General features: G+C 65.7%; 24 protein-coding genes. 8 read left to right on the plus strand and 16 right to left on the minus strand.

Going from position 1 to position 26,058, the window contains the following annotated elements:
• Positions 1-35: 35 nt before the first annotated feature.
• The gene (locus tag BSQ44_RS16805) at positions 36-674 is read right to left on the minus strand and encodes a pyroglutamyl-peptidase I (protein ID WP_072606225.1); all 639 of its coding nucleotides are present in this window, start codon (positions 672-674) and stop codon (positions 36-38) included.
• Between the two features lie 3 nt (positions 675-677).
• Positions 678-2,468, minus strand: a complete 1,791-nt coding sequence (gene aspS, locus BSQ44_RS16810; RefSeq protein WP_072606227.1) for an aspartate--tRNA ligase — start codon at positions 2,466-2,468, stop codon at positions 678-680.
• Positions 2,469-2,693: 225 nt separating this feature from the next.
• Between aspS and BSQ44_RS16815 the strand changes: the two genes are divergently transcribed.
• Positions 2,694-3,950, plus strand: a complete 1,257-nt coding sequence (locus tag BSQ44_RS16815; RefSeq protein ID WP_072606229.1) for an MFS transporter — start codon at positions 2,694-2,696, stop codon at positions 3,948-3,950.
• 282 nt (positions 3,951-4,232) lie between these two features.
• Here BSQ44_RS16815 and BSQ44_RS16820 read toward each other — a convergent pair whose 3' ends face one another.
• Positions 4,233-4,997, minus strand: a complete 765-nt coding sequence (locus tag BSQ44_RS16820; RefSeq protein WP_210187882.1) for a Crp/Fnr family transcriptional regulator — start codon at positions 4,995-4,997, stop codon at positions 4,233-4,235.
• Positions 4,998-5,021: 24 nt separating this feature from the next.
• Between BSQ44_RS16820 and BSQ44_RS16825 the strand changes: the two genes are divergently transcribed.
• The 3 genes from BSQ44_RS16825 to rnd all read left to right on the plus strand — a co-directional run bounded on the left by BSQ44_RS16825 (position 5,022) and on the right by rnd (position 7,268).
• Positions 5,022-5,411, plus strand: coding sequence for a hypothetical protein (locus tag BSQ44_RS16825; protein WP_072606233.1), 390 nt, complete (start codon positions 5,022-5,024; stop codon positions 5,409-5,411).
• 124 nt (positions 5,412-5,535) lie between these two features.
• Positions 5,536-5,799 (plus strand): hypothetical protein, encoded by a 264-nt coding sequence (locus BSQ44_RS16830; RefSeq protein WP_072606235.1) that lies wholly within the window; start codon positions 5,536-5,538, stop codon positions 5,797-5,799.
• A 317-nt stretch (positions 5,800-6,116) separates the two neighbouring features.
• Positions 6,117-7,268, plus strand: coding sequence for a ribonuclease D (gene rnd, locus BSQ44_RS16835; RefSeq protein ID WP_072606237.1), 1,152 nt, complete (start codon positions 6,117-6,119; stop codon positions 7,266-7,268).
• A gap of 15 nt (positions 7,269-7,283) precedes the next feature.
• Here the strand turns inward: rnd and ppx are convergent, their stop codons facing one another.
• Together ppx and BSQ44_RS16845 are read right to left on the minus strand one after the other, a co-directional pair.
• Positions 7,284-8,798: an exopolyphosphatase gene (ppx, locus tag BSQ44_RS16840; RefSeq protein WP_072606239.1), complete on the minus strand. Its 1,515-nt coding sequence runs from the start codon at positions 8,796-8,798 to the stop codon at positions 7,284-7,286.
• The gene (locus BSQ44_RS16845) at positions 8,798-11,005 is read right to left on the minus strand and encodes an RNA degradosome polyphosphate kinase (protein WP_072606242.1); all 2,208 of its coding nucleotides are present in this window, start codon (positions 11,003-11,005) and stop codon (positions 8,798-8,800) included. Before BSQ44_RS16845 ends, ppx begins: the two co-directional genes overlap by 1 nt.
• A gap of 167 nt (positions 11,006-11,172) precedes the next feature.
• Between BSQ44_RS16845 and BSQ44_RS16850 the strand changes: the two genes are divergently transcribed.
• On the plus strand, positions 11,173-11,418 hold the full coding sequence (locus BSQ44_RS16850) for a zinc-finger domain-containing protein (protein ID WP_072606244.1): 246 nt from the start codon (positions 11,173-11,175) through the stop codon (positions 11,416-11,418).
• A gap of 67 nt (positions 11,419-11,485) precedes the next feature.
• Positions 11,486-12,649: an FAD-dependent monooxygenase gene (locus tag BSQ44_RS16855; RefSeq protein ID WP_072608116.1), complete on the plus strand. Its 1,164-nt coding sequence runs from the start codon at positions 11,486-11,488 to the stop codon at positions 12,647-12,649.
• 10 nt (positions 12,650-12,659) lie between these two features.
• Here the strand turns inward: BSQ44_RS16855 and BSQ44_RS16860 are convergent, their stop codons facing one another.
• Genes BSQ44_RS16860 through BSQ44_RS16880 form a run of 5 tightly spaced genes read right to left on the minus strand, consistent with a single transcriptional unit; the run spans position 12,660 to position 17,691 of the window.
• Entirely contained in the window at positions 12,660-13,370 is a 711-nt protein-coding gene (locus tag BSQ44_RS16860; RefSeq protein ID WP_072606246.1) for a TIGR02117 family protein, read from the minus strand.
• A gap of 24 nt (positions 13,371-13,394) precedes the next feature.
• A complete protein-coding gene (locus BSQ44_RS16865; RefSeq protein ID WP_072606248.1) occupies positions 13,395-14,198 on the minus strand; it encodes an amino acid ABC transporter ATP-binding protein in 804 nt (267 codons plus the stop codon).
• Between the two features lie 46 nt (positions 14,199-14,244).
• Complete coding sequence (locus BSQ44_RS16870; RefSeq protein WP_072606250.1) at positions 14,245-15,402, minus strand: amino acid ABC transporter permease; 1,158 nt, start codon at positions 15,400-15,402, stop codon at positions 14,245-14,247.
• A 6-nt stretch (positions 15,403-15,408) separates the two neighbouring features.
• Complete coding sequence (locus tag BSQ44_RS16875) at positions 15,409-16,599, minus strand: amino acid ABC transporter permease (protein WP_072606252.1); 1,191 nt, start codon at positions 16,597-16,599, stop codon at positions 15,409-15,411.
• 60 nt (positions 16,600-16,659) lie between these two features.
• Entirely contained in the window at positions 16,660-17,691 is a 1,032-nt protein-coding gene (locus BSQ44_RS16880) for an amino acid ABC transporter substrate-binding protein (RefSeq protein WP_072606254.1), read from the minus strand.
• Positions 17,692-18,083: 392 nt separating this feature from the next.
• Here BSQ44_RS16880 and BSQ44_RS16885 point away from each other — a divergent pair, with 392 nt between their 5' ends.
• Positions 18,084-19,262: a cystathionine beta-lyase gene (locus tag BSQ44_RS16885; protein WP_072606257.1), complete on the plus strand. Its 1,179-nt coding sequence runs from the start codon at positions 18,084-18,086 to the stop codon at positions 19,260-19,262.
• 24 nt (positions 19,263-19,286) lie between these two features.
• Here BSQ44_RS16885 and BSQ44_RS16890 read toward each other — a convergent pair whose 3' ends face one another.
• The 6 genes from BSQ44_RS16890 to BSQ44_RS16915 form a co-directional block, all read right to left on the minus strand.
• On the minus strand, positions 19,287-20,120 hold the full coding sequence (locus BSQ44_RS16890) for a GNAT family N-acetyltransferase (RefSeq protein ID WP_072606260.1): 834 nt from the start codon (positions 20,118-20,120) through the stop codon (positions 19,287-19,289).
• Positions 20,117-20,863: an aspartate/glutamate racemase family protein gene (locus BSQ44_RS16895; protein ID WP_072606262.1), complete on the minus strand. Its 747-nt coding sequence runs from the start codon at positions 20,861-20,863 to the stop codon at positions 20,117-20,119. The genes BSQ44_RS16890 and BSQ44_RS16895 overlap by 4 nt, the downstream gene beginning before the upstream one ends.
• A 12-nt stretch (positions 20,864-20,875) precedes the next feature.
• The gene (locus BSQ44_RS16900; protein ID WP_072606265.1) at positions 20,876-21,694 is read right to left on the minus strand and encodes an ABC transporter permease; all 819 of its coding nucleotides are present in this window, start codon (positions 21,692-21,694) and stop codon (positions 20,876-20,878) included.
• A gap of 1 nt (position 21,695) precedes the next feature.
• Positions 21,696-22,604, minus strand: coding sequence for an ABC transporter permease (locus BSQ44_RS16905; RefSeq protein WP_083534784.1), 909 nt, complete (start codon positions 22,602-22,604; stop codon positions 21,696-21,698).
• A 64-nt stretch (positions 22,605-22,668) separates the two neighbouring features.
• On the minus strand, positions 22,669-23,952 hold the full coding sequence (locus BSQ44_RS16910) for an ABC transporter substrate-binding protein (RefSeq protein ID WP_072608118.1): 1,284 nt from the start codon (positions 23,950-23,952) through the stop codon (positions 22,669-22,671).
• Positions 23,953-23,980: 28 nt separating this feature from the next.
• On the minus strand, positions 23,981-25,069 hold the full coding sequence (locus BSQ44_RS16915) for an ABC transporter ATP-binding protein (protein WP_072606267.1): 1,089 nt from the start codon (positions 25,067-25,069) through the stop codon (positions 23,981-23,983).
• Between the two features lie 261 nt (positions 25,070-25,330).
• Between BSQ44_RS16915 and BSQ44_RS16920 the strand changes: the two genes are divergently transcribed.
• Positions 25,331-26,044, plus strand: a complete 714-nt coding sequence (locus BSQ44_RS16920; RefSeq protein ID WP_072606269.1) for a GntR family transcriptional regulator — start codon at positions 25,331-25,333, stop codon at positions 26,042-26,044.
• Positions 26,045-26,058 lie beyond the last annotated feature (14 nt).

Below are 26,058 nucleotides of genomic sequence, written 5' to 3' on the forward strand. Positions count from 1 at the left end.
CCGGGTTCAATCGTACCCGGCGGCCTCCCCCGTTCTCAGATGCTGTGCAGCCTGCGCCATTCGCGGCAGGTGAGGTCGAGGATGGCGAGGGCGCCGGCGCGCAGGTCGTCCGGGGTCAGCGTGTGGGCCGGCTTGTCGCCGGTGAGCGGGACGTGGACGAAGCCGCTGATGGCGGGGGCGAAGCTCTCGCAGGCCTTGGCGCGCGACAGCATGAAGACCGTGTTGCAGAGATAGCCGCCGGCGTCGTCCGACCATTCGACCGGCAGGTTCATCTCCGCGAGCCGGTCATGGATCGCTTGCAGCGGCAGGCCGGAGTCCAGCGTGTCGGGGCCGGCGCAAACCTGTCCGGCGTCGCGCAGGGCGCCGGAATTGTCTGGGCGGTCGGCAGCGAAGCGGTTGCGGGCAAGCCGTTCCAGGCGGAAGCCGGACGCCTCGTCTGCGAGGCCGAAATGGATCGCGACGTCGGGTGCGAAGTCGCGTCCGAGTTCGGACAGGCGCGGCCCGACGACGGCGTAGTCGACCGGAAGGACCGCGGCGCGGAACGCCTCGACATGCTCCAGATGGTCGACCGGCGGCTCCTCCGTCAGGCTCTTCACCAGCCACTCGGTCGGGTTCACCGGCGCGCCCGGGAAGGGCTCGAAGCCGGTGACGAGGACGCGCGGGCCGGCAGCCATGGCCTAGCTTTCCTTCTTGACCGGATTGACGCGCAGCGAGAGTTCGCGCAGCTGCGTCGCCGAGGCTTCCGAGGGCGCGCCCATCAGAAGGTCCTGCGCCTGCTGGTTCATCGGGAACATGGTGATCTCGCGCAGGTTCTTGGCGCCGACAAGAAGCATCACGATGCGGTCGATGCCGGCCGCCATGCCGCCATGCGGCGGGGCGCCGTACTGGAAGGCGCGGTAGAGGCCGCCGAAACGCTCCTCCACCACGGTATGGTCGAGCCCGACGATGCCGAAGGCCTTGACCATCACCTCAGGCAGATGGTTGCGGATGCCGCCCGACGCGATCTCGAAGCCGTTGCATACGAGGTCGTACTGGTAGGCCTTGATCGACAGCGGCTCCTCGGTTTCCAGCGCCCCCAGCCCGCCGCGCGGCATGGTGAAGGGGTTGTGGCCGAAGTCGATGCGCTTTTCCTCCTCGTCCCATTCGAAGAAGGGGAAGTCGACGATCCAGGCGAGCGCGAAGCGGTCGCGGTCGACGAGGTTCAGTTCCTCGCCCGCCCGCGTGCGGGCAGCACCTGCGAAGGGATAAAATTTCTTCGGGTCGCCGGCGGCGAAGAAGCAGGCGTCGCCCGGCTTGAGGCCGAGTTGCACGCGCACGGCTTCCGTGCGTTCCTCGCCGATGTTCTTGGCGATCGGGCCGGCGCCTTCGACCTTGCCGTTCTCCTCGCGCCAGAAGATGTATCCCAGGCCCGGCTGCCCCTCCCCTTGCGCCCACGAGTTCATGCGGTCGCAGAAGGCCCGGCTGCCGCCGGTCGGCGCGGGAATGGCCCACACGGCCGCTGCCGGATCGTTGGCGAGGATGTTGGCGAACACCTTGAAGCCGGAACCGCGAAAGTGCTCCGAGACGTCCTGCATCTCGATCGGGTTGCGCAGATCCGGCTTGTCGGAGCCGTATTTCGCGATCGCCTCGTCATAGGCAATACGCGGAAACTCCTGCGTGACGGGCTTGCCGTTGGCGAAGGCCTCGAAGACGCCGCGCAGCACGGGCTCCATGGTGCCCAGAACGTCGTCCTGTTCCACGAAGCTCATCTCGAGGTCGAGCTGGTAGAACTCGCCCGGCAGACGGTCGGCGCGCGGGTCCTCGTCGCGGAAGCAGGGCGCGATCTGGAAATAGCGGTCGAAGCCCGACATCATGATGAGCTGCTTGTATTGCTGCGGCGCCTGCGGCAGCGCGTAGAAGGTGCCGGGATGGATGCGCGAAGGCACCAGGAAGTCGCGCGCGCCCTCGGGCGAGGACGCGGTCAGGATCGGCGTCGAGTATTCGGTGAAGCCCGCCTCGCCCATGCGCTTGCGCATCTCGGCGATGATCTTCGTGCGCTGCACGATGTTGCGGTGAAGCGTCTCGCGGCGAAGGTCGAGGAAGCGGTACTTCAGCCGGATTTCCTCGGGATAGTCAGGCTCGCCGAAGACCGGCAGCGGCAGTTCCTTCGCGGAGGACAGCACCTCGATCTCCTGCGCGAAGATCTCGATTTCGCCGGTCGGCAGGTTCTTGTTCACGGTCTCGGGCGAGCGGGCCTTTACCTTGCCGTCGACGCGGATGACCCACTCGCCGCGCACCTTCTCGGCGGTCTTGAAGGCGGGCGAATCGGGGTCGGCGACGATCTGCGTCAGGCCGTAATGGTCGCGCAGGTCGATGAAGAGGAGCCCGCCATGGTCGCGCACGCGGTGGACCCAGCCGGACAGGCGCACGGTCGACCCTTCGTCGGACTTTCGGAGTTGAGCGCAGGTATGGCTGCGGTAGCGATGCATCGGAATTCCGGTCTTCTCGAGGAACGGTCACGGGGCCGTCGGCGCGACGCGCCCGGCCCCTCAAATTCGCGCGGAAAAGCGCATGCAGGCCGGCTTTTGTCAAGGATGCGACCCGAAGGCCGAAACCCTGCCGCATTCTCAACCGAATAGGGCCGCGTGGTACAATAAGCCAGTGGTGGCGCGGTTCATCATCGCGCCCCGTTCGCTTCAGCATGCAAAGTTCCGATGTCCGCCATCCGGCCGCTGATCCCGCTCCTCATAGCCGCCGGCATCCTGCTTGGCGGCAACGGCCTGCAAGGCACCCTGATCGCGCTGCGGGGCGCGCAGGAGGGGTTTGAGCCATCGACGATCGGGCTGATGGGGACGTCCTATTTCGGCGGCTTTCTGCTTGGCTGCCTGGCCGTCACCCGCATCCTGAAGGCCGTCGGGCATGTGCGGGCCTTCGCGGCGCTCGCCGCCATCGCCTCGGTCGGCACGCTGCTCCTGGTGCTTTTGATCGATCCGCTCGTGTGGTCCGCGATCCGTTTTGCCAGCGGCTTCTGCTTCGCCGGCCTCTTCACGATCATGGAGAGCTGGCTGAATTCCGGCGTCTCCAACGAGAGCCGGGCGCGCGTGCTGGCGCTCTACCGCATCATCGACATCGGCTCGGTGACGGGCGCGCAGTTCCTCATTCCGGCCATCGGCGCCGACGGCTTCGCCATTTTCGCCGTGATGTCGATCATGATCACGCTGTCGCTGGTGCCGGTCTCGCTCGGCGACCGCTCGAACCCGACGCCGCCGGAGGACGTCAGGCTCGACCTCGGGCGCGTCTGGCGGATCTCGCCGCTCGGCTGCATCGGCTGCATTGCGGTCGGCGTGACCAACAGCGCGTTCCGCACGCTGTCGCCCGTCTATGCCGAGGCGATCGGCATGTCGGTCGCCGACATCGTCATCTTCGTCAGCGCCGGCATCATCGGCGGCGCCATCATCCAGTATCCGCTCGGATACCTCTCCGACCGCTGGGACCGGCGCAAGGTGTTGCTCCTGACCACCGCCGCCTCGCTGGGCGCCGCGCTCGCCATCGCGACGGTCGCCGGGACCGACCGGCTCATGAACTTTTCGCTGGTGTTCGTCTTCGGCTCCTTCGCCATGCCGCTGTTCTCGCTGTCGGCCGCGCACGCCAACGACCGCGCCGGAAAGGGCGAGTTCGTGCTCGTCAACGCCGCGCTGATGCTCTTTTATTCCTTCGGCGCGATCGGCGGCCCCATCGCCGCCTCGGCCGCCATGCAGGCGCTGGGACCGCGCTATCTCTTCGTCTTCTCGGCCGCCGTCTACGTCGTCTTCATCGGCTTCATCCTCTACCGCATGGGCGCGCGCGGCGGCGTGCCGGCGGCACGGCGCGGAAGGTTTACCGCGCTGCTGCGGACCTCGACGGTGTTTTCGAGGCTGGCGCGGCGGGGTGGGGCGAAGAGCACGGGGGATTTGCGGGGGGATGGGGGCTAGGTGTGGTGGTGCGGCGCTATCTGGCCGGGCCGACGAGAAGCGACCTCGTTACTCACGAAGAGTATGGTTTGCCAGCAGCCCGAACCCCGCCGTTAGAACAGCGTTCGGATTTCGGTTCTAACGCGGCTCGATTGCCCACCGCCCGCATCTGGAAATGAAGTTTGAAATGCGGACGTTCGGCCGGCAGAATGCGAACGTGGATCGGTCATTCCGGCATGATCGCCTATTGGATCGGCGCTCGGGAGCACGCGACAAGCTTCGGGCTTCGCGGTTGCGGCGACGTCAGGCGGCTGGCCTGAGGCGTCGATGAAGGTAGTTCTCATCGAACCCTGCGATCTGGACGAGCGCAATCGGATCGATGATGGTCAGGCTGCCGCGTTGCAAGGTCATGGCGCCCGTCTTGCGGAGTTCCTTCAAGACGCGGTTGAGATGCACCGGAGTCATCCCCAGTGAATCCGCCAACAGGAGCTGCGACAAGGGAAGCTCCAGATGGGCGTTCGCGGTGATTCCGATGTTGCGGGCCCGCAGATAGAGTTCGCACATCAGGTGAGCGACCCGCTCGATGCTGCAGCGACGGCCCATGCTGGTGATCCAGGCTCGCATCGTGCCCTCATCGACCAGTTGCGCGATGTACATCGCCTTGGCGATCCTCGGATGCCGATCCATCATCGCGTCCATCTCGCGACGGTCGATCGTCGCGACGACTGCCGCGGTGATCGTCTGGATGCTGTGGTCCATTTCTCCAAGAAGGCCGATATGCAGGTCGCAGCAATCCCCCGGCATGAGATAAGCCAGGATTTGCCGGGTCCCGTTCGGAAGGATCTTGTATCGGCAGGCCCAGCCGGCGAGGATGACGAAAACCGGACCGGGGCGGTCACCCTCCCGGATCAGATCCTTGCGGGCATCGACGTTGCGCGCTCCCTCAGTCGCCGCCACCAGGGCGGCAATCTCATCATCACCGAGATTATCGTACCCCTGCAACTTTTCGACGAACCGATTGCCCATATCGCATCGTCCCACGTCGCGATAAGGTTTGATATTGTTCAAAGTTAATGTCGAAAGTTGATTTAGATGATGGCAATCGAGCTCTCGGCCTCCTACAGTCCGCCGATCGCCGGACTGGATTCATGGCCCCGGCGCCTGGGAGATGAAGTGCTCTCGCCAATGCGAGCGAAGGGCATGGCAACAAATATCGTCAACAACCATCAGGCGACGACTCACGCCGCATCGGACGGTCCCGACGCGCATGGGCAGGCTGCATTGCTCCTCGTCGAGAGCTTGATCCATATGCTTGTCGCGCGCACGGTGATCAGCGTCGAAGAGGCAATCGAGGTCGTCGAGACCGCTGCCGAGGTGAAGGCGGAAGTTGCTGAATCTCTGGGCGATTCCCCGGACCGGCTTAGGCACTCCCTCACGCTTCTCCGGAAGATTTCGCACAGCCTGAGCCAGGACCTCCCGTGAGATTGACTTACTGCGCCCTTAGGCGGGGTGGACAGGCAGAAAACGACTGACCTTGATCCATGTTGCAATGGCATCGTTCGTTACTCTGTATGCTGGTCTTCGTTGTACAGCAACGGAGACTCCGATGGACTATTTCAACTTGGTGCCCCTTACTGCCATCGACCCTGTTCTTGAGCAATCGATCTCCGCGGCGCTGCTGGCCTACCAGCCTCACACCCGCGCCATTTCCGTGAACCACATTCGCGAGACGGTGCTCTTGATTTACCCTACGTGCGAAGTACCGGTGGTGATCCTCAACAAGCACATCGGTGACCAGGCGATACGAGGCGGCTACAACGTTCATTTCGACGGAGAGGGAGTTTCGGCTCTCGATCTCGCGTCGGAATAATTTCTTCGAACGATATAATTTGTTCCTGATCAAACAGGGCGGAATGGTGTCGTTGGTGGACCGTTGGCCACCAACTTGGCCGTCAATCTCAATGGGCAAGTCCGCTTTCGGGAACACAGGGATCTGAGCCGAACGGCCGGAACGCGGGCGCGTTGCCGACGAGGTTCCGTCACTCGGTGCAGGTCGGCTTCGTCGATGGGGCCACCCGAAAACCGCCATACCCCTTTCCCGCCCCCTTTCCGTCTCCCTCCCCGCCCCCCGTCAAATTCCCGCCACAAGATGAAGACTCTTCGCTTTCGATATCCTAAAAACCACGCATGCACCTGATCACGTCCCCCGACGAGCTTGCCGCCGTCATCGCCGAACTCTCCAGATCCCACTTCGTCACTGTCGATACCGAATTCATCCGGGAGACGACGTTCTGGCCGGAACTGTGCCTGATCCAGATGGCGGCGCCGGGGGTCGAGGCGCTGGTCGATCCGCTGGCGCCGGGCATGGACCTCGCCCCGTTCTTCCAGCTGATGGCCAACGAGCGGGTGACGAAGGTCTTCCATGCCGCGCGGCAGGACATCGAGATCATCTTCCATCGCGGCGGGCTGATCCCCCACCCTGTGTTCGACACCCAGGTCGCGGCGATGGTCTGCGGCTTCGGCGACAGCGTGTCCTACGAGCAGCTGGTGCAGAAGATCACCGGCGGGCAGATCGACAAGTCATCGCGCTTCACCGACTGGCGGCATCGGCCGCTGTCGGAGAAGCAACTGACCTATGCGCTGGCGGACGTCACCTTCCTGATCGACATCTACAAGAGCCTGAAGGACCAGATCGACAAGGAGGGCCGCGCGCACTGGTTGAAGGAGGAGATGGAAATCCTCACCGCGCATCGCACCTACGATCCCCATCCGGAGGACGCCTGGCGGCGGCTGAAGATGCGCATGCGCAAGCCGCAGGAACTGGCGGTGCTCCAGTCCGTCGCGACCTGGCGGGAACTCGAAGCGCGCGAGCGCAACGTGCCGCGCGGGCGCGTCATCAAGGACGACGCGATCTACGAAGTCGCGCAGCAGCAGCCGCGCGACGCCGCCGCGCTGGCGCGCCTCAGAAGCATCCCGAAGGGCTGGGAGCGCTCCTCGGGCGCGGCCGGGCTCCTGTCTGCGATCAACGCCGCCCTGGCGATCCCGAGCAATGAATTGCCGAAGCTGCCCAAACAGAGCCACGCGCCGGAAGGATCGGCGGCGGCCGCCGAGCTTCTCAAGGTGCTTTTGAAGCTGGTCGCCGAGGACCACAACGTGGCCGCCAAGATGCTGGCGTCGAGCGACGACATCGAGAAGATCGCAGCCGAGGGCGAGAAGGCCGACGTGCCGGCGATGCACGGCTGGCGGCGCGAGGTCTTCGGCGACAAGGCGCTCAAGCTCGTGGGCGGCGGACTGGCGCTCCGGTTCGAAAACAGGCGCGTGACGGTCTTCGAGCTCTGAGGGACGGCGGATCGCTCAGTCGCCGAGCCGCATGTCGAGCGTCTTGCCGGTGAGTCGCGCCAGCTGCTGCAGCCGGCCATCCGGCCGCTCGCCCATCAGGTCGGCATGGGATTTCGGCACGACCAGCGTGATGCCGCCGCGGTCGTTGGCTTCCCATTTCAGCCTTGGGATGACGCCCGGCATCGAAGCCGAAAAGAGGTAGATGACGCGCAGGATGCCGCCGAGCAGGCGCGCACGGTCGAGGTAGCGCTGCGTCGCCAGCGCGCGGATCTGCGGCGCGGCGTCGTCGTTGAAGAGACCTTCGTGGCGGTAGAGATTGGCCAGCGCGATATAGGCGCGGCCGGGATGGTCGATGCCGAAGAAGGCGCCGTGGGCGATGATGTTGAGCGACTGGATCCCGCGATAATCCGGATGGGCGCGCCAGCCGATGTCGGCCATCAGGCAGGCTGCGCGGCGGTAGCGGGCCTCGTCCTCCGTCTCGTCCATGCCGAAGGCGGCGAAGGCCGAGCCGGTCCATTCGGCAAGCTCCCGCGCATGGGTGGCCGAGCGCGCGCGCAGCACCGCCAATTCGTCGGCTGCCGCAATGAGCGGATCGTTCGACTTGTCCGCGTCCTCGAGCAGCGAATAGAGATAGCCCTCGCGAACGCCGAGCGCGGAAATGACGATCTTGCCCGGCTTCATCAACGTGATGATGTGGTTGAGCACCGTCGCGCCGTAGGCGAGCAGGCCGCGCCGGTTTTTCGAGACCCGGTCGATGCCCTTCAGCTTGTCGATGTCGCCGCGCGCGACGCGCTTGAGGAAGGAGGCGGACGCCGCGACGTCCATCTCGTAGTGATGCATGACGTGCAGCGGATAGCCCGTCGCGTTCATGTGCAGCCGGGCGAGATTTCGCCACGTGCCGCCGACGCAGTAGAAGTTGCGGCCCGCACCGTTTTCGAGCAGCGAGGCCCGCGCCAGTTCGCGCCGGGCGATCCGGCCCGCCGAGGCGATGGAACCCTTCGACATGTCCTGCAGGCGAAGGCCGCCGAGCGGCAGCGTGATGCCGTCGCCGATCTCCTCGCCGCGCACGTCGACCAGCTCCAGACTACCGCCGCCGAGGTCGCCCGCGATGCCGTCGGCCGGGTGGAAGCCGGAGATCACGCCGAGGGCGGAATAGTGGGCTTCCTCCCGGCCGGAGAGTATCCTGATCTTCGTTCCGAGGATTTCCTCGGCGCGCTGGATGAAATCGGGACCGTTCTCGGCCTCGCGCGCCGCGGCGGTGGCAATCACGTGGAGTTCCTCCGCGCCCGCCTGTTCCGACAGGGCGCGAAAGCGGCGGAACTCGTCGATGGCCCGGCGCACCGCGTCGGGATCGAGCCGTCCGGTCGAGACGATGCCCTTGCCGAGGCCGGCCAGCATCTTTTCGTTGAACAGCACGGTGGGCGCGCGGGCGATGCCCTCGTAGACCACGAGGCGGACCGAATTCGATCCGATGTCTATGATCGACAGGGGGCGGCGGTTCTGCAGCCGGCCCTGGGAGTGTGCAATCATCAGGAAGCGGCTGCTTTCGCTTTCTTGCGCCGGCCGTGGCGGACGATACGCTTGGGCGCGTTGGATTTCAGGGCCATTCCTCGTCCCGAAAGGCTTGGATTGGTCATGAAATATTCCTGCGCGTTGAAAGGTTCCTCGCCCTCCTCCGGAGCCATGCGGCGCGAGGTGCCGTCGGGCAGTACTTCGAAACTCTGCTGGTTGTCCATGATGTTTCCCAGCATGATCTGGTCCAGCACCTGTTCATGCACAGTCTGGTTGGTGATCGGCACCAGCGTCTCCACCCTGCGGTCGAGGTTTCGCGGCATCATGTCGGCCGAGCCGATGTAGACCAGCGCCTCGTCCGACGGCAGGCCGTGGCCGTTGCCGAAGCAGAAGACGCGGCTGTGCTCGAGGAAGCGGCCGATGATCGATTTGACGCGGATGTTGTCCGACAGGCCCGGCACCTGCGGGCGCAGGCAGCAGATGCCGCGGATGACGAGGTCGATCTCGACGCCGGCGCTGCTGGCCTCGTAGAGCGCGTCGATGACCATCGGGTCGACCAGCGCGTTCATCTTCATCCAGATCTGCGCCGGCCGGCCGGCCTTCGCGTGACCCGTCTCGTCGTTGATGTGCTTCAGGATGCGCTGGCGTAGCGTGAAGGGCGAGACCGCGATGCGCATCTTCTCGGCCGGCTCGGCATAGCCGGTGATGAAGTTGAAGATGCGCGTCACGTCCTGCGCGATCGCCGGATCGGTCGTGAAGTACGACAGGTCGGTGTAGATGCGCGCCGTGATGGGGTGGTAGTTCCCGGTTCCGACATGGATGTAGCTCCGCAGACGCCCCTCCTCCCGGCGCACCACGAGCGAGAGCTTGGAGTGCGTCTTCAGCTCCATGAAGCCGAAGACCACCTGCACGCCGGCGCGTTCGAGATCGCGCGCCCAGCGGATGTTGGCCTCCTCGTCGAAGCGCGCTTTCAGTTCAACGAGCGCGGTGACCGATTTGCCAGTCTCGGCCGCGTCGATCAGCGCGCGCACGATCGGGCTGTCGTTGGAAGTCCGGTAGAGCGTCTGCTTGATGGCTACCACCTCGGGATCGGCGGCGGCCTGACGCAGGAACTGCACCACGACGTCGAAGGACTCGTAAGGGTGGTGGACGACGATGTCCTTTTCCCGGATGGAGGCGAAGCAGTCGCCGCCATGGTCGCGGATGCGCTCGGGGAAGCGCGGGTTGTAGGGCTTGAATTTCAGATCGTCGCGCGGGATGCCGACGATCTCCGAAATCTGGTTCAGCGCAAGCGGGCTGTTCAGAAGGCTGACGCGCGTGGACGAGACGCCGAGTTCGCCGGCGACGAAGGTGCGCAGCGGCTCCGGGATGTCGCGGTCGAACTCGATGCGGATGACGGACCCGCGGCGGCGCCGCTTCAGTGCGGTCTCGAAGAAGCGCACGAGGTCCTCGGCCTCTTCCTCGATTTCGATGTCGCTGTCGCGGATGATGCGGAAGGTGCCGGTGCCCTTCACCTCGTGGCCGGGAAAGAGCTTGTCGATGTGGAGGCCGACCACGTCCTCCAGCGAGATGAAGCGGATGGAGCGCTCGCCGTCGGGAAGCCGGACGAAGCGCTTGAGCGCGACCGGTAGCCTGAGCAGCGCCGTCATGTGCTCGCCGCTCCTGAGGTTGCGCAGGTCGAGCGCGATCGAGAAGCCGAGATTGGGGATGAAGGGAAAGGGATGCGCGGGGTCGATCGAGAGCGGCGTCATCACCGGATAGATCGCGTCGTTGAAATGATCCTCGAGCCAGCCGCGCTCGGCATCGGTGAGCCCGTCGCCGCGGACGAGGCAGATGCCTTCCCCGTCGAGCAGCCGCAGCAGCGCCGAGAAGCTCGCCTGCTGGTCCTCCTGCAGACGCGCGACCTCGCGCAGGAGCTGTTCGAGCTGCTGCTCGGGCGTGCGCCCGTCGGCGGAGAGCGTCGAGATGTTTTCCCGCACCTGGCCGGCGAGACCCGCGACGCGCACCATGAAGAACTCGTCCAGATTGGCGGCCGAGATCGACAGGAAGCGGACGCGCTCGAGCAGCGGATGGTTCGGGTTCTGCGATTCCTCCAGGACGCGGCGGTTGAACTGGAGCCACGAGAACTCGCGATTAACGAAGCGGTCGGGGTTGCCCTCGGCCATTTCGGGGCCGGTGGGTACCTCGCGCTGGAACTCGCTGGGTGCCGGCGTGAGTAGGTTCATGTCGATGTCTCGCTCCTTGCAGCGCCCGCGGCCGACCGGTGCTGGCGCATCCAGAAACCGCGGTAGCGACACAGTGTGACAACAGATAGCACGGACTTGCAAACGGGCCGATAATGATCCAAACGCTGGGCGCGTCACCAAGATCACCATCCCCGCAGGAGACGACGATGGCCGGCCACACGATCCCGCATTTCCAGAACGACGCCGGACATCACGCGGTCGACATCGGCGTCAAGGAATTCATGTGCACGGGCGCGACCGATCCCTTCGACCACCCGCACGTCTTCCTTGACATGGGCGACGACAGCGAGATCGTCTGTCCTTACTGCTCGACGCTCTACCGCTACGATCCTTCGCTGAAATCCTCCGAGACGCGGCCCGAGGGATGTATCTACATGACCCGCGCGGCCTGAAGCGTCCGAGAGAGCCAGCGTGACGGCGGACGCCCGCCCGAAGACGATCCTCATAGCCGGAGCCGGAATGGCCGGGCTGACGGCCGCGATCGCTTTCGCGGCTCGCGGACATTCGGTGCGCGTCTTCGAACGAGCGCCGCAGCTCGAGGAGATCGGGGCCGGCCTGCAGCTCTCGCCCAACGCGACGAAGATCCTCGACACACTCGGCGTGCTCGAAATGGTTCGCCCGGCCTCGGTGCGTCCGGAGGCGATCGTGCTGCGCGGCGCCTACGGGCTGAAGGAGATCACGCGCGTGGCGCTGGGCGATTTCGCCGAGAAGCGCTGGGGCGCGCCCTATCTCACCGTCCACCGGGCCGACCTGCAGAGCGCGCTCGCCTCGCGGCTGAAGCGCATGGCCGGCGTGGAACTGATCACCGGCGCGGACGTGCGCGATGTCGCCTTCCATCCGAAGGGAGCGACGCTCTCCATCGACCACGGCGGCCGCATCCTGGAGGCGACGGGAGATCTGGTGGTCGCGGCTGACGGCGTCTGGTCGACCCTGCGCGGCGACGAGGGCAATCGACAGTCCTTCACCGGGCTCACCGCCTGGCGCGCGACCATCCGGCGCGGCGAGCCGCACGGCTTTTCCGAAGGCATGATCGCCGGAGACGTCGTCACCGCTTACCTCAATCCCCGCTTCCACTTGGTGGCCTATCCGATCCGCGGCGGAGCGGCGGTCAATCTGGTCGCGATCACCAAAGGCGCGCGCATAGCGCCGTCATGGTCGGCCATGGCCGACAGCGGCGAACTCGTGAAGGCGCTGGCGGCGACGCCCGGACTGGCGAAGCTCGCCGAGGGTGCGGGAAGCTGGACGAAATGGCCGCTGCACGTCGTCGACCGGCGCGGCCCCTGGACCAGCGCACGCGGCATCGCGCTGATCGGCGATGCCGCGCATGCCATGACGCCTTTCGCCGCGCAGGGCGCGGCGATGGCGATCGAGGACGCGGCGGTGCTGGCCATGCTGGTGGACCGGCACGGCGACGACCTGCCCGCAGCGCTCGCCGCCTACGAGCGGCAGCGCAGGCCGAGGATCGCGCGGGTGGCGCGGCGCGGCGCCTTCAACCGATTCACCTGGCACGCGGCGGGTCCGATCGCGATCGGACGCAACGTCGTCGCGGGCATGCTCTCGCCGCGGCGGCACGCGACCGACCTCGACTGGCTCTACGGCTGGGACGCTTCGACGGCGGAGTGACGCGCGGGCGTCAGTCGACGGTCGCGCCGCGCGGCGGAACGTCGGCGTGCAGGGCGAGCGACCATTCGAGGAAGACCGGCAGCGGCGTCCAGAACCCGGTGCGGAGGCCGGCGGCGCGCAAGGCCGACGCCGTCCACACGTTGCAGCCCGCGAGCGCGTTGAACCAGCCGTGGGCATCGTAGAAGAGATCGTCGTCGCCATAGCCCGGCGCGGCCAGGCGGAAACCGCCGGCGTCGGTGTCGAAGCTTGCGACCGTGAAATCCAGAAGCGCCTCGAACTCCGTCTCATCGAGGTCGAGGACGGTGACGGCAGGATGCTCGGGCGAGATGTCGCCCGCGATAAGGACGTGCATCACTGAGCTGTCGAGCGTGAAGGCGCGCAACACCGGGAGCGGCTTCAGGTCGGCCCAGGTCGGGGTCTCGACGTAGAAGGAGCGCCCTCCCCAGCCGAGCACCAGCCAGCGCGCGCCGGGCGCGTCGATCGGCAGCCCGTCGGCGGCCATCGACGAAAACCGTGCCACGACGTCCGGATCGGCGGGCAGCGCGATGTCGGTGTGGATCGGATTGGAAAGCAGGAGGACGGTTCGGCGCGTGGCGCCCTCCTCACCCGCCCGCTGCAACGGCAGCAGCGGACGCGGGACGAGGATGCCGGCCGCAACGGCAAGGATCGCCGTGGCGGCGGCGAACAGGGCGAAGCGAAACAGCCGGCGCATGCGCCGCATTCGGGCGATTCCGGCGTCCCGGGGTCAGTGCAGGATCTGGCTCAGGAACAGCTTGGTGCGCTCGTGTTGCGGATTGTCGAAGAACTCGGCCGGCGTGTTCTGCTCGACGATCTGGCCCATGTCCATGAAGATCACGCGATTGGCGACCTGCCGGGCGAAGCCCATTTCGTGCGTGACGCAAAGCATGGTCATGCCCTCTTCCGCGAGCCCGACCATCGTATCCAGCACTTCCTTGATCATCTCGGGATCGAGCGCTGAGGTCGGCTCGTCGAAGAGCATGATGCGCGGGTTCATGCAAAGCGAGCGGGCGATCGCCACGCGCTGCTGCTGGCCGCCGGACAACTGGCCCGGATACTTGTTGGCCTGCTCGGGGATCTTGACCCGTTCGAGGAAGTGCATGGCAATCTCGTCGGCCTGCTTCTTCGGCAGCTTGCGCACCCAGATCGGCGCCAGCGTGCAGTTCTCCAGGATGGTCAGGTGCGGGAAAAGGTTGAAGTGCTGGAACACCATGCCGACTTCGCGACGCACCTCGTCGATCTTCTTCAGATCATTGGTGAGTTCGATGCCGTCGACAATGATCTTGCCCTTCTGGTGCTCTTCCAGCCGGTTGATGCAGCGGATCATCGTCGATTTTCCCGATCCCGATGGACCGGCGATGACGATGCGCTCGCCGCGCATGACCTTGAGGTTGATGTCCTTCAGGACGTGGAAGTCGCCGTACCACTTGTGCATGCCGACGATCTCGACGGCGACGTCGGTATCGGAGACCTCCATCTTGGCGCGTTTGACAGCCGTGTCGTCGGCCGGAGCCGCATTGTGCATAGCCATCGAGGTTCCCCTTTATCGTTGTTCCATGGCTGTTGACGGGAATTGTCTATCGTTTGTGGCCGGTGTCCAGCAGCCTTTCCATGAAGATCGAGTAGCGGGACATGCCGAAGCAGAAGAGCCAGAAAACGAAGCCGGCGAAGACCAGCCCGGTCATCGGCGTCTGCGGCGAGGCCCAGGCAGCGTCCGAGAAGTTCTGGCGGACGATGCCGAGCAGATCGAACATGCCGATGATCGACACAAGGCTCGTGTCCTTGAAGAGGCCAATGAAGGTGTTGACGATGCCGGGAATGACGAGCTTGATCGCCTGCGGCAGCACGATCAGGTACATCTTCTGCCAGTAGCCGAGGCCGAGCGAATCCGCGCCCTCGTACTGGCCCTTCGGGATCGCCTGGAGACCGCCGCGGATCACCTCGGCCATGTAGGCGGAAGCGAAGAGCGATACGCCGACGAGCGCGCGCAGGAACTTGTCGAAATTGACGCCGGCCGGCAGGAAGAGCGGGAACATGACGCTCGCCATGAACAGCACCGTGACGAGCGGCACCCCGCGCACCGCCTCGATGAAGATGACGCACAGCATCTTCACCACCGGCATCTTCGATCGACGGCCAAGCGCCAGGACGATGCCCAGCGGCAGGGACACCGCGATGCCGACGAAGGAGAGGACGAGCGTGACCAGCAGTCCGCCCCAGACCGAGGTCTCGACGTACTCCAGCCCGAACCAGCCGCCGACGAGCAGGAAGAACGCCACGACCGGGAAGACGAAGAAGAACAGGATGGCGTTCAGGCCCTTGCGCGGAGCGCTGGGGATCAGGAGGGGGATCAAAAGCGCCACGAAGATCGCCGCCACCAGAAGGACGCGCCAGCGCTCGTCGATCGGGTAGCGCCCGAACATGAACTGCTCGAACTTGGCGCCGACGAAGGCCCAGCAGGCGCCGGACCAGCCTTCGGGCTGCACGCCGCCCTGTGCGACCGTCGCGCATACCGAGCGATCCGATCCGGTCCACTGGGCGCTGATGAACGCCCAGTCGATCAGCGGCGGGACGACCAGGGCGATGATGACGAGCCCGACGATGGTCAGGACGATGTCCGCCGGCGTCGACAGGAGATTGGTGCGCACCCAGCGCACCGCCCCCCTCTCGCTGATCGGCGGAGGCTGGTTCGCGATCATTTCGGCGCGAACGAACGAGAGATCGTGCTCCTGCATGTTCGTCTACCGCTCCACCAGCGCCATTCGGGAATTGAACCAGTTCATGAACACGGACGTGGTCAGACTGAGGCTCAGATAGACCACCATCCAGATGGCCACGACCTCGATCGACTGGCCCGTCTGGTTGAGGATCGTGCCGCCGATGGCGACGAGATCGGGGTAGCCGATGGCAACCGCCAGAGACGAGTTCTTGGTCAGGTTGAGGTACTGGCTGGTCAGCGGCGGGATGACGATGCGCATGGCCTGCGGCACGATCACCAGCCGCAGCGCCTGCCCGGGACGCAGGCCGAGCGCGAAGGAGGCTTCCGACTGCCCGTGCGCGACGCCCAGAATGCCCGCGCGCACGATCTCGGCGATGAAGGAGGCGGTGTAGAAGGAGAGTGCCAGATAGAGCGCCAGGAACTCCGGCTTCACCGTCCAGCCGCCGTTGAGGTTGAAGGCGCCGAGCACCGGGTACTCGAAGGTGAGCGGAGCGCCCATTACCAGGAAGGCGAGGATCGGCAGCCCAAGGATGAGCCCCACCGACGTCCAGAACACCGGGAAAGTCTGTCCGGTCGCCATCTGTCGCGCATGAGCGCGCCGGGCCACGAACCATGACATGGCGATGCCGAGCACCAGGGCCAGCGGAACGAGCCAGGCGCCGTCGCCCCAGATGGCGCGCGGAAAGAATAAGCCGCGGCTGTTGAGGAAGCTGTAGAGCGGCAGTTCGATGGAATCGCGCGGGAGCGGCAGGACCGACAGAACGCCGAGGTACCAGAAAAAGATGACGAGCAACGGCGGAATGTTGCGGAAAACCTCGACGTAGACGGTGCAGATCCGCGAAATCAGCCAGTTCTTCGAAAGCCGTCCGATGCCGATCAGGAAGCCGACGATCGTCGCCGTGATGATGCCGACGAAGGCCACCACCATCGTGTTGATGAGACCGGTGACCAGCGCCCTGCCGAACGTCGAATCCGGCGTGAACGGGATCAGGGAGACGGCGATGTCGAAGCCGGCGCGGCTGTCGAGGAAACCGAAACCGGACGAGATGTTCGCCCGCCGCAAATTGTCGATGGTGTTGCCGACGATCCAGGCGACGAAAGCGAGGAGGCCTACGAAGACCACCACCTGGAAGACGACGGAGCGGACCTTGGGATCGTAGAGGAGCGACGAACGGGCGGAGCCGTGGTCGCCAAGCGTTTCCTGGGAAGCCATCGGGTACCTTTCAGAAGGCTCCGGGAGGCGCGTTGCGCCTCCCGGGTCCGGTGACGTTCCTTAGCGGATCGGCGGCGCGTACATGATGCCGCCCTTGGTCCAGAGCTGGTTCAGGCCGCGAGCGATCTTGAGCGGCGAACCCGAGCCGATGTTGCGCTCGAAGCTCTCGCCGTAGTTGCCGACGGCCTTCACGATGTTGACGACCCACTCCTTGTCGAGGCCGAGACCTTCCGCGAGCGTCGAATCGGCCTCCTGGCCGAGAACGCGCGCGATCTCGGGGTTGTCGGAACCCTTCATCTCCTCGACGTTCTCCTGCGTGATGCCGAGTTCCTCGGCGATGATCATCGCATTGAGCGTCCACTTGACGACGTCGAACCACTGGTCGTCGCCCTGGCGCACGGCGGGGCCGAGCGGCTCCTTGGAGATGATCTCGGGAAGCACGACGTGATCGTCCGGCGCGGCGAGCGTCAGGCGGATCGAATACAGGCCCGACTGGTCGGTGGTGTAGACGTCGCAGCGGCCGGAATCATAGGCGGCATTGACCTCTTCGAGCTTCTCGAAGACGACCGGGTTGTATTCCATGTTGTTGGCACGGAAATAGTCGGCGAGGTTGAGCTCGGTGGTCGTGCCGGTCTGCACGCAGACGGATGCGCCCGAAAGTTGCAGGGCCGAGTTCACGCCGGGCAGGTTCTTCGCGTTAATCATGAAGCCCTGGCCGTCATAGTAGTTGACGCCCGCGAAGTTGAAGCCGAGCGCGGTATCGCGGCTGAGCGTCCATGTGGTGTTGCGCGACAGCATGTCGATTTCGCCCGACTGAAGCGCCGTGAACCGTTCCTTTGCGGTGGTGGGGGTGTACTTCACCTTGGTCGCGTCACCGAAGACCGCCGCGGCGACCGCCTTGCAGATGTCCACGTCGAAGCCGGCCCACTCGCCCTGGTCGTTCGGAGAGGCGAAGCCGGCGAGGCCGGTGTTGACGCCGCATTGGACGAAGCCCTTTGCCTTCACGTCGTCGAGCGTCGCGGCCGAGGCGGCCGAGGCGGCCAGCCCGAGGGCCGCTGCGCCGAGTACGCCGGTCAAGATCGTCGTTTTCATACCTGAAACCCTTTTTCTGTTCCCGGGGTTTTCCCCGGTCTGTTACCCTCGCGGAAGTCTATCGCAGCCCCCGTTAACCCCCGGCGGCAGCGTACCTCTTCAGCACGCCTCCCTGCAGCTCCCGTACGCGCATCGAAGGCGATTATTACCAATTGGTCAAGGGTAAATGGCTGAATCCGGCCGCTTACTCCTTGTGGGAGCGGCGGTTTCGAGCCCGCCTGGACGGATTCGGTCGTGGTGCCCATGAAAGCGGCGGAGAAAGCCCGATCCGCGGGCAAAGCCCCCTGCCCTCGATCGTGCCTCGGAGCCGATATGATCCGTCGCGCCCTAATATTGCGCTGGCTTCGCCGCCGCATTATGGCTTGCCGCTAATACATTGCCAGGGAGAGAACATGGCAGCAAATGGCGACCCGAAGTCGGGCATCAATACGCGTCTCGCGCATGCCGGACACGATCCGCGGACGTTTCACGGCTTCGTCAATCCGCCGGTCGTGCACGCCTCGACCGTGCTCTTTCCCGATGCCGGGACGATGGCCGCGCGCAACCAGAAATACACCTACGGCACGCGCGGAACGCCGACGACGGACGCGCTGGCCGATGCCATCGACGAGCTTGAAGGCTCGGCCGGAACCATCGTGGTTCCGTCGGGGCTCGCGGCCGTGACGATCCCGCTGCTCGCGTTCCTCTCAGCCGGCGATCACGTTCTGATCGTCGATTCGGTCTATCACCCGACAAGGCGTTTCGCCGACACCATGCTGGCGAGGCTCGGCGTCGAGGTGCAGTACTACGACCCTCTCGTCGGCGCCGGCATCGATGCGCTGATGAAGCCGAACACGAAGGTGGTCTTTACCGAATCGCCCGGCTCCAACACGTTCGAGATGCAGGACATTCCCGCCATCGCTTCTGTTGCCAAGGAGCGTGGGGCGGTGGTGATGATGGACAATTCCTGGGCGACGCCCGTACACTTCCGCCCGCTCGACCACGGTGTCGACATCTCGATCCATGCGGCGACCAAGTACCTAGCGGGTCATTCCGACGTGCTTATGGGGACGGTTTCGGCAAACGAGCGTTGCTGGGCGCAATTGCACGAGACGTTCCTGACCCTCGGATGCTGTCCCGCCCCCGACGACGTCTATCAGGTGCTGCGCGGGCTGCGCACCCTCGGCGTGCGGCTGGAGCGCCATCAGAAGAGCGCGCTGGAGATCGCGCGCTGGCTGGAAGGCCAGCCAGGCGTGTCACGGGTGCTCTATCCGGGGCTGGAGAGCGATCCGGGACACGCGATCTGGAAACGCGACTTCCGCGGCGCCAGCGGCACGCTTTCGATCGCACTCGACGGCGGCGGGACGAAGAAGGCGCACGCTTTCCTCGATGCCCTGAAACTGTTCGGCCTCGGCTATTCCTGGGGCGGCTACGAGAGCCTTGCCGTGCACGTGTCGCTGAGCGACCGGATTGTTGCGAAGGGCGACTACGACGGCCCGCTGATGCGCCTCCAGATCGGGCTGGAGGACGTGGCCGACATCAAGGCCGACCTTACGCGGGCGCTGGAAGCGGCACGATCGACCGACGGGTAGCGGCGGGACGGTCGTCCCGCGCCCTTACCCGAGTTCGAGCGTGGTGACGGCGAAGATGCGCGACGCCGCGATGTCCGGCGCAGGACCGCGATACATGCGCGTCGTCTCGAAGCCCCTGCTCATGCCAGCGTTGAGGAGCATTTCCGTGAAGTCCGGGTGCCCGTCCGGCGCGTCCAGATGAACGTCCTCCCCGCAATCGCACGATAGCGCCGAAAGCAGCCTGATGGCCGTTTCGGTGTCGTCTGCGAAGAGCGGCCCGATCTTGAAGCCCTCGCGGCAGCGGCGGCGCACGGCGTAACCCGTCACGGCGCCGTCGCGCAGACTGACGAGCGCCAGGTGCGGAGCGTCGGTCCAAAGCCTCAGGAAAGCCGGCCGCGGCGCGGGAAAACAGGTCCGGTCGAACGCGGCGATCCCGGGAACATCATCCGGCTCGACCGGCCGGATTTCCGCATCGGAGCCGGCGACCTCGAACCGACCGCTGTAGCGGAACGTGCGGTAGGCCGGGACGAAACCCATGCGGGCGTAGTTCGCCTTCTGCGCCGGCACGGCGTCGAGGCCGATCGTTCGGCCCGACAGCCGTTCCATGCCGGCGTCCCAGACGGCCTTGCCGTGGCCCCTGCCGCGCAGGTCACCACGGCAGATGTAGAGCCCGATGAAACCGAAATCCGGACCGTAGCGGACGGCCGAAATCCCTGCCGCCAGATCGCCGTCGACGAATGCGCCGATAAAACCATCGGGATCGGCGGCCTGGAACGCTTCGGAGTCGTGAAGCCCCGGGTTCCAGCCTTCGAGAGCCGCCCATTCGACGAGCGTGTCGAGTTCCGCGCGGGTGAGCACGCGGATCGTGCGGCCGGTCATACCGCTTCCGCCGCCAGCGTCGAGAACGGCGCCATTGTTCCCGAGAAACGCTTCGGCGCCGGCGCGGCGTAGGCACCGCGCTTCGAGGTGGCGAGGCCGAGTGCCACCAGCGCCTCGGCCTGCTTGACGGCAGCGCCCACCCCGTCGATCACCGGCACGCCAAACTCGCCCTGCAGCCGGTGTGCCAGGTCCGCCATGCCGGCGCAGCCGAGCACGATGGCTTCGACATGGTCGTGATCGAGCGCGTAGCGGATCTCGTCGCGCAGGCGGCCGCTGGCGCCCGACGTCGGATCCTCCAGCGCGAGCACCGGAATGCCCGCCACCCTGACCCGCACCCGGCTGCCCATGCCGTAGCGGATGGCGAGTTCCTCGATCGGAATGCGCGCGCGCTCGTCGGTGGTGACGATCGCGATGCGTTTGGCGATGCAGGCGGCGAGGCTCAAAGCGGATTCGCAGATGCCGAGCACCGGAATCGCGGCCATGGCGCGCGCGGCGTCGAGCCCGGTGTCGTCGAAGCAGGCGATGACGGCGGCATCGCAGCCTGCCCGCTCGCCTTCCCGGATGAGGTCGAGCAGGCCGGGCACGGACAGCGCCTCGTCGAAATAGCCCTCGATGGATGCCGGGCCGGTGCAGGACGTGACCGCCTCGATGGTTGTCTGCGGCCCCGCCGCGGCACGGGCGGCCGCGGCGATCGTCTGCGTCATCGACGCGGTCGTGTTCGGGTTGACGACGAGAATGCGCATGATGCGGGAAGCCTATCCCTGCGCCCGCTTGCGGCCAAGCCACAGGATGATGCCGAGCGTCGCGGCGATGACCAGGAAGGAAAAGGCCGTCGTGACCGTGCCGAGCGCGTAGAGCACCGGCGTCGTCACGTTGGTGGTCATTCCGTAGATCTCCAGCGGCAGCGTGTTGTAGGTGCCGGACGTCATCAGCGAGCGGGCGAACTCGTCGTAGGAGAGCGTGAAGCCGAACAGGCCCACGCCCACGAGGCTCGGCGCGATCATCGGCAGGAGCACGTGCAGGAAGGTCTGCCACGATGAGGCGCCGAGATCGCGTGCGGCTTCCTCGTAGGACGGCGAGAAGCGGTTGAAGACCGCGAACATGATCAGCACCCCGAACGGCAGCGTCCAGGTAAGATGGGCGCCGAAGGCCGAACTGTACCATGCCGGCGGGATGCCGATCTGCTGGAACATCACGCCGATCCCGAGCGACACGATGATGGAGGGCACCACCAGGCTCGCCACCGCGAGGTAGAAGAGCGGGGTGGCGCCGAGGAACTTGCGCCGAAACGCGAGGCCGGCCAGCAGCGACACGACCACGGTGACCAGCATGACGCCGATGCCGAGCATCAGCGAGCGCCGGAAGCTGCCGCCGAAATCGCCCACCGCCTGCTGCTGGGTCAGATCGTAGAACCAGTGCAGCGAGACGCCGTTGAGCGGAAACGTCAGGCCGCCGCTCGGTCCCTGGAAGGACAGGATCAGGATCGCCGAGAGAGGACCGTAGAGGAAGAGGACGAACAGGACGAAAAAGACCGTGAGGATCCAGAACTCCAGGCCGCGCCTTTCGTGAGACATCTTAAAGCTCCTTTCGGATGTCGACGATCCGCAGGATGCCGGCGACCATGACGAGCACCAGCGCGAGCAGGATGACGGCGTTGGCAGCGGCGGCCGGATATTGTAGCAGCGACATCTGGTTGCGCATCATCAGGGCGACCGAGGCGCTCTGGCCGCCCGACATCACCTGCACGGTGATGAAGTCGGCCATCACGAGCGTCACCACGAAGATGGTGCCGATCGCGATGCCGGGCTTGGCGAGCGGCAGGATGACGTTGGTGAGGGTCTGGAAGCTGGTGGCGCCGGCGTCGCGCGCCGCCTCGATCAGGGAGCGGTCGATGCGCATCAGCGTGTTGAAGATCGGCGTGACCATGAAGAGCGTGTAGAGGTGCGTCATGGCGAGCACGACCGCGAAATCGGAGTAGAGCAGCCATTCGATCGGCGCCGGGATGAGGCCCATGTCGATCAGGGTCGAGTTGACCAGCCCGTTGCGTCCCAGCACCGGGATCCACGAGATCATGCGGATGATGTTCGACGTGAGGAAGGGCACCGTGCAGACCAGGAACAGGACCATCTGCATGGTGGTGGTGCGGATGTGAAACGCGAGGAAATAGGCGACCCAGAAGCCGAGGAAGAGCGTGACGGCCCACACGATGGCGGCGAACTTCAGCGTGTTCAGGTAGGTCTTCCACGTGACCCAAGAGCCTAGCGTGTCCTGATAGTTCATCAGGATGAAGTCGGGATAGAGCCGGGCGAAGTCGTAATCCCAGAAGCTGACGGTGGCGATGACGATCAGCGGCGCCAGCAGGAAGGCGCCGAGGATGAGCGCCAGCGGCGCCGCCTGCAGGTAGGCGGCGAGCGACGCGATGCCGGCGCGGCGCGTCCTCGGCCGGCGCGCGGCGGCTGCCTGTTCGACGGCGATCGTCATCATGGCCCCCAAAGGTTCGAAGACTGGCCGGAAGGGTCTTCCCGCGGACGGGAAGACCCATTGCTTGTCAGGAGGCGATGAACTCGTTCCAGCGGCGGACCATGTAGCGGTCCTCGTCCATGACCGAGTTCCAGCAGGCGACAGCGCCCATGCGCTCCTCGAAGGAGCCGCCGTCGCGCACGGCGCCGGCCTTTTCCATGACCTTGCCGTCGGGGGCCAGGATGTCGCCCTGTGCGGGCTTGCCTTCGACCCAGAAGCCCCATTCGTCCTCGCTCATGTACTCCTTGGCGGTGTCCATGGCCGCCGAGTAGTAGCCCTGGCGGTTGAGGTAGGCGCCGACCCAGCCGGACAGGTACCAGTCGATGTACTCGTAGGCCGCGTCGAGCTTGGCGCCTTCGAGATGCTTGGCGAGCCCGATGCCGCCGCCCCAGGAGCGATAGCCTTCCTTGAGCGGCTGGTAGACGCAGGGGATGCCGCGCGAGCGCACGGCGGCCACCGCCGGCGACCACATGGACTGGATGACGACCTCGCCGGAGGCCATCAGGTTGACGCTCTCGTCGAAGGACTTCCAGAACGCGCGGAACTGGCCGTCGCGCTTGGCGGCGATGAGGAAGTCGATGGTCTTGTCGATCTCCTCCTTGGTCATGTTGCCCTTGTCGGCGTATTTCACTTCGCCCATCGCCTCCATGATCATGGCGGCGTCCATGATGCCGATAGAGGGGATGTTGAGGATAGACGTCTTGCCCTTGAAGGCCGGGTCCATGATGTCAGCCCAGGTGGTGATGTCGCGGCCGACGAGGTCGGGCCGGATGCCGAGCGTGTCTGCGTTGTAGATGGTCGGCACCATCGTCATCCACTCGGTCGGTTCGGTGGCGAAGGTGGTCGAGTCCTGTGATTCTACGAAGCCGACGGTGTGCGGCGCCGTTCCCTGGGCGATAACGCTGTCTGGCGTGAGTTTGCCGGTGATGAAGAGCGGCACGATCTTGTCGTAGTACTTGAGGCGGCTCGTCTGCATCGGCTGCATGACGCCCGCCGGATAGACCTTCTTGGCGATCCAGTACTCGATGTCGGCGATGTCGTAGCTGTCCGGCTGGGTCACGGCACGCTGCGCGGCGGCATCGGAATCGGTCGCGGTCATCTCGAGCGTGATGCCGAGGTCTTCCTTGCACTTGTCGGCGATGGCGTTGAGGTTGGAGACCCCGGTGCCGAACTGGCGCAGCGTGATCGGGTTCTGCGCCCAGATGGTCGGGAATCCGGTGATCATGCCGGAGCCGGCCGCAAGGCCCGCCGCCGCCGCGCCCGTCTTCAGCAGTTTGCGCCGGCTGATGCCGCCCGTCGTTTCTTTGGTCATCTCAGTTCCCCTGTTCTGGTGGTCGCGCTCATGAATCCAGACGGCCGAGGACGAGCGCATCCTCCGCCTGCCACGCCAGCGGCACGGTTTCCCCGACCGCAACCGGCCGGGCAAAGAAGTCCGTGTCGCTGACGATGGCCGTGAAATCCTCGATGCCGGCGCCGCTCGCGGTAAGCTTCACCGACGAGCCGCGATATTCGACGTTGGTCACCGTGCCCGTGAATCCGAGCCCCGGCTCCGCATCCCCCGCGATGCGGACGTGATCGGTGCGCACGGCGATGTCGGCCGTCTCGCCGATCTCGCGCACGGCGCCCTCGGCGCGGAAGCGGCCGCCGCTCTCGACCTCGATCGAGATGCCGGTCGCGTTCCGCTCCACGACGCGGCCGGCGATTACGTTGTGATCGCCCATGAAGCGCGCCACGAAGGCGGTGGCGGGCCGCTCGAAGACGGTGCGCGGCTCGGCCGCCTGCTCGATGCGCCCGTCGTTCATCACCACCACGAGGTCGGCGAGCGCCATCGCCTCCTCCTGGCTGTGCGTCACGTGGACGAAGGTGATGCCGAGCGAGGATTGCAGGCGCTTGAGCTCGGCGCGCATCCTGATCTTGAGGAACGGGTCGAGCGCCGACAGCGGCTCGTCGAGAAGCAGCGCCTCGGGATCGGTGATCAGTGCCCGCGCCAGTGCGACGCGTTGCTGCTGCCCGCCCGAAAGCTGCGCAGGCTTGCGCGTCGCGAAGGTCTCCATGTGGACGAGCTTCAGCATTTCGGCCGCGCGCGCCCGGCGCTCGTCTTTCGCCACGCCCTTCATCTTGAGGCTGAAGGCAACGTTGTCGGTGACGTCGAGATGCGGGAACAGCGCGTAGGACTGGAACATCATGGCCGTGCCGCGCCGGGCCGGCGGGAGATCGGTGACGACCGTGTTGCCGAGCCGCACGTCGCCCGACGTGATGCTCTCGTGGCCGGCGATCATGCGCAGCGTCGTGGATTTGCCGCAACCGGATGGGCCGAGCAGGCAGCAGTAGCTCCCGGCGGGGACCTTCAGGTTGATCGACCGCACGGCGGCTGTCGTGCCGTAGAGTTTGGAGACGGAAGCGATGTCGATCGCGGCGGCCTTGCTCATGCTGCGTCCCTCGTGGCTCGATGTTGCGATGCATCATGCGTGCCAGATCGGACGGCTGCGGCTTCTTCGTTGTTTGCGTTGGTTTTTTGCTTCCGAACGGAAGTGCGCGACTTGTGGGCGAAACGAGACGCTGCTCAATTTCTGGGCGTTTGTACGAGAAAGAGATTATCGATTGTACACAATCCGTCCATGAGATTGCGACAAGATCGGCTCTTCCTTCTGACGCGATTCGCGGTAGAAGAGGGCGGGAGTTCGACCGGAATGAACATCATCGACGCAAGCCCGCTGGGGCACCGAGACGCGGGGGAGGATCGCTCGCAGGCCATCCGCGACCGGCTGCGCGACGCGATCGTCGACCGCAGGCTGGCGCCCGGGGCGAAACTCGCCGAGAGCGAGGTCGGGGCGCTGTTCGACGTCAGCCGCACCGTGGCGCGCGCGGCCCTGCAGATGCTCGCCTTCGAAGGACTGGTGCGGATCGAGCGCAATCGCGGCGCCTACGTCGCCGACCCCTCGCCCGACGAGGCCCGGCAGGTCTTCGCGGCCCGCAGGGTCGTGGAGCCGGGCATCGTCGCGGCGATCTGCACGCGGATCTCCCCAGTCGACGTCGCCACGCTGAGGCGGCATCTCGGCGAGGAACGCAACCACATGGATCGGCACGGACCGGGCGCGCGACGCGACGAGATCAAGGCCTCGGGCGATTTCCACCTGTTGCTGGCCACCATGAGCGGCAACGCGATCCTGCGCCGCTTCATGGAGGAACTCGTCGCCCGCTCCTCGCTGGTGATCGCGCTTTACGGCCGCTCCGGCGCCTCGAGCTGCGGCCACCAGGAGCATGGCGGCATCGTCGATGCGCTGGAAAAGGCCGACGCCGAAGCGGCGCGCACGCTGGTGCTGCGCCACATCGACCACATCGAGGCCGACCTCGACCTGCGGCGCAACGCCGGCCTGGCCCTGAGGGACGCACTGGAACTCTGAGGCAGCGGTGGAGG

Source organism: Aquibium oceanicum, assembly GCF_001889605.1.
Lineage (GTDB): Bacteria > Pseudomonadota > Alphaproteobacteria > Rhizobiales > Rhizobiaceae > Aquibium > Aquibium oceanicum.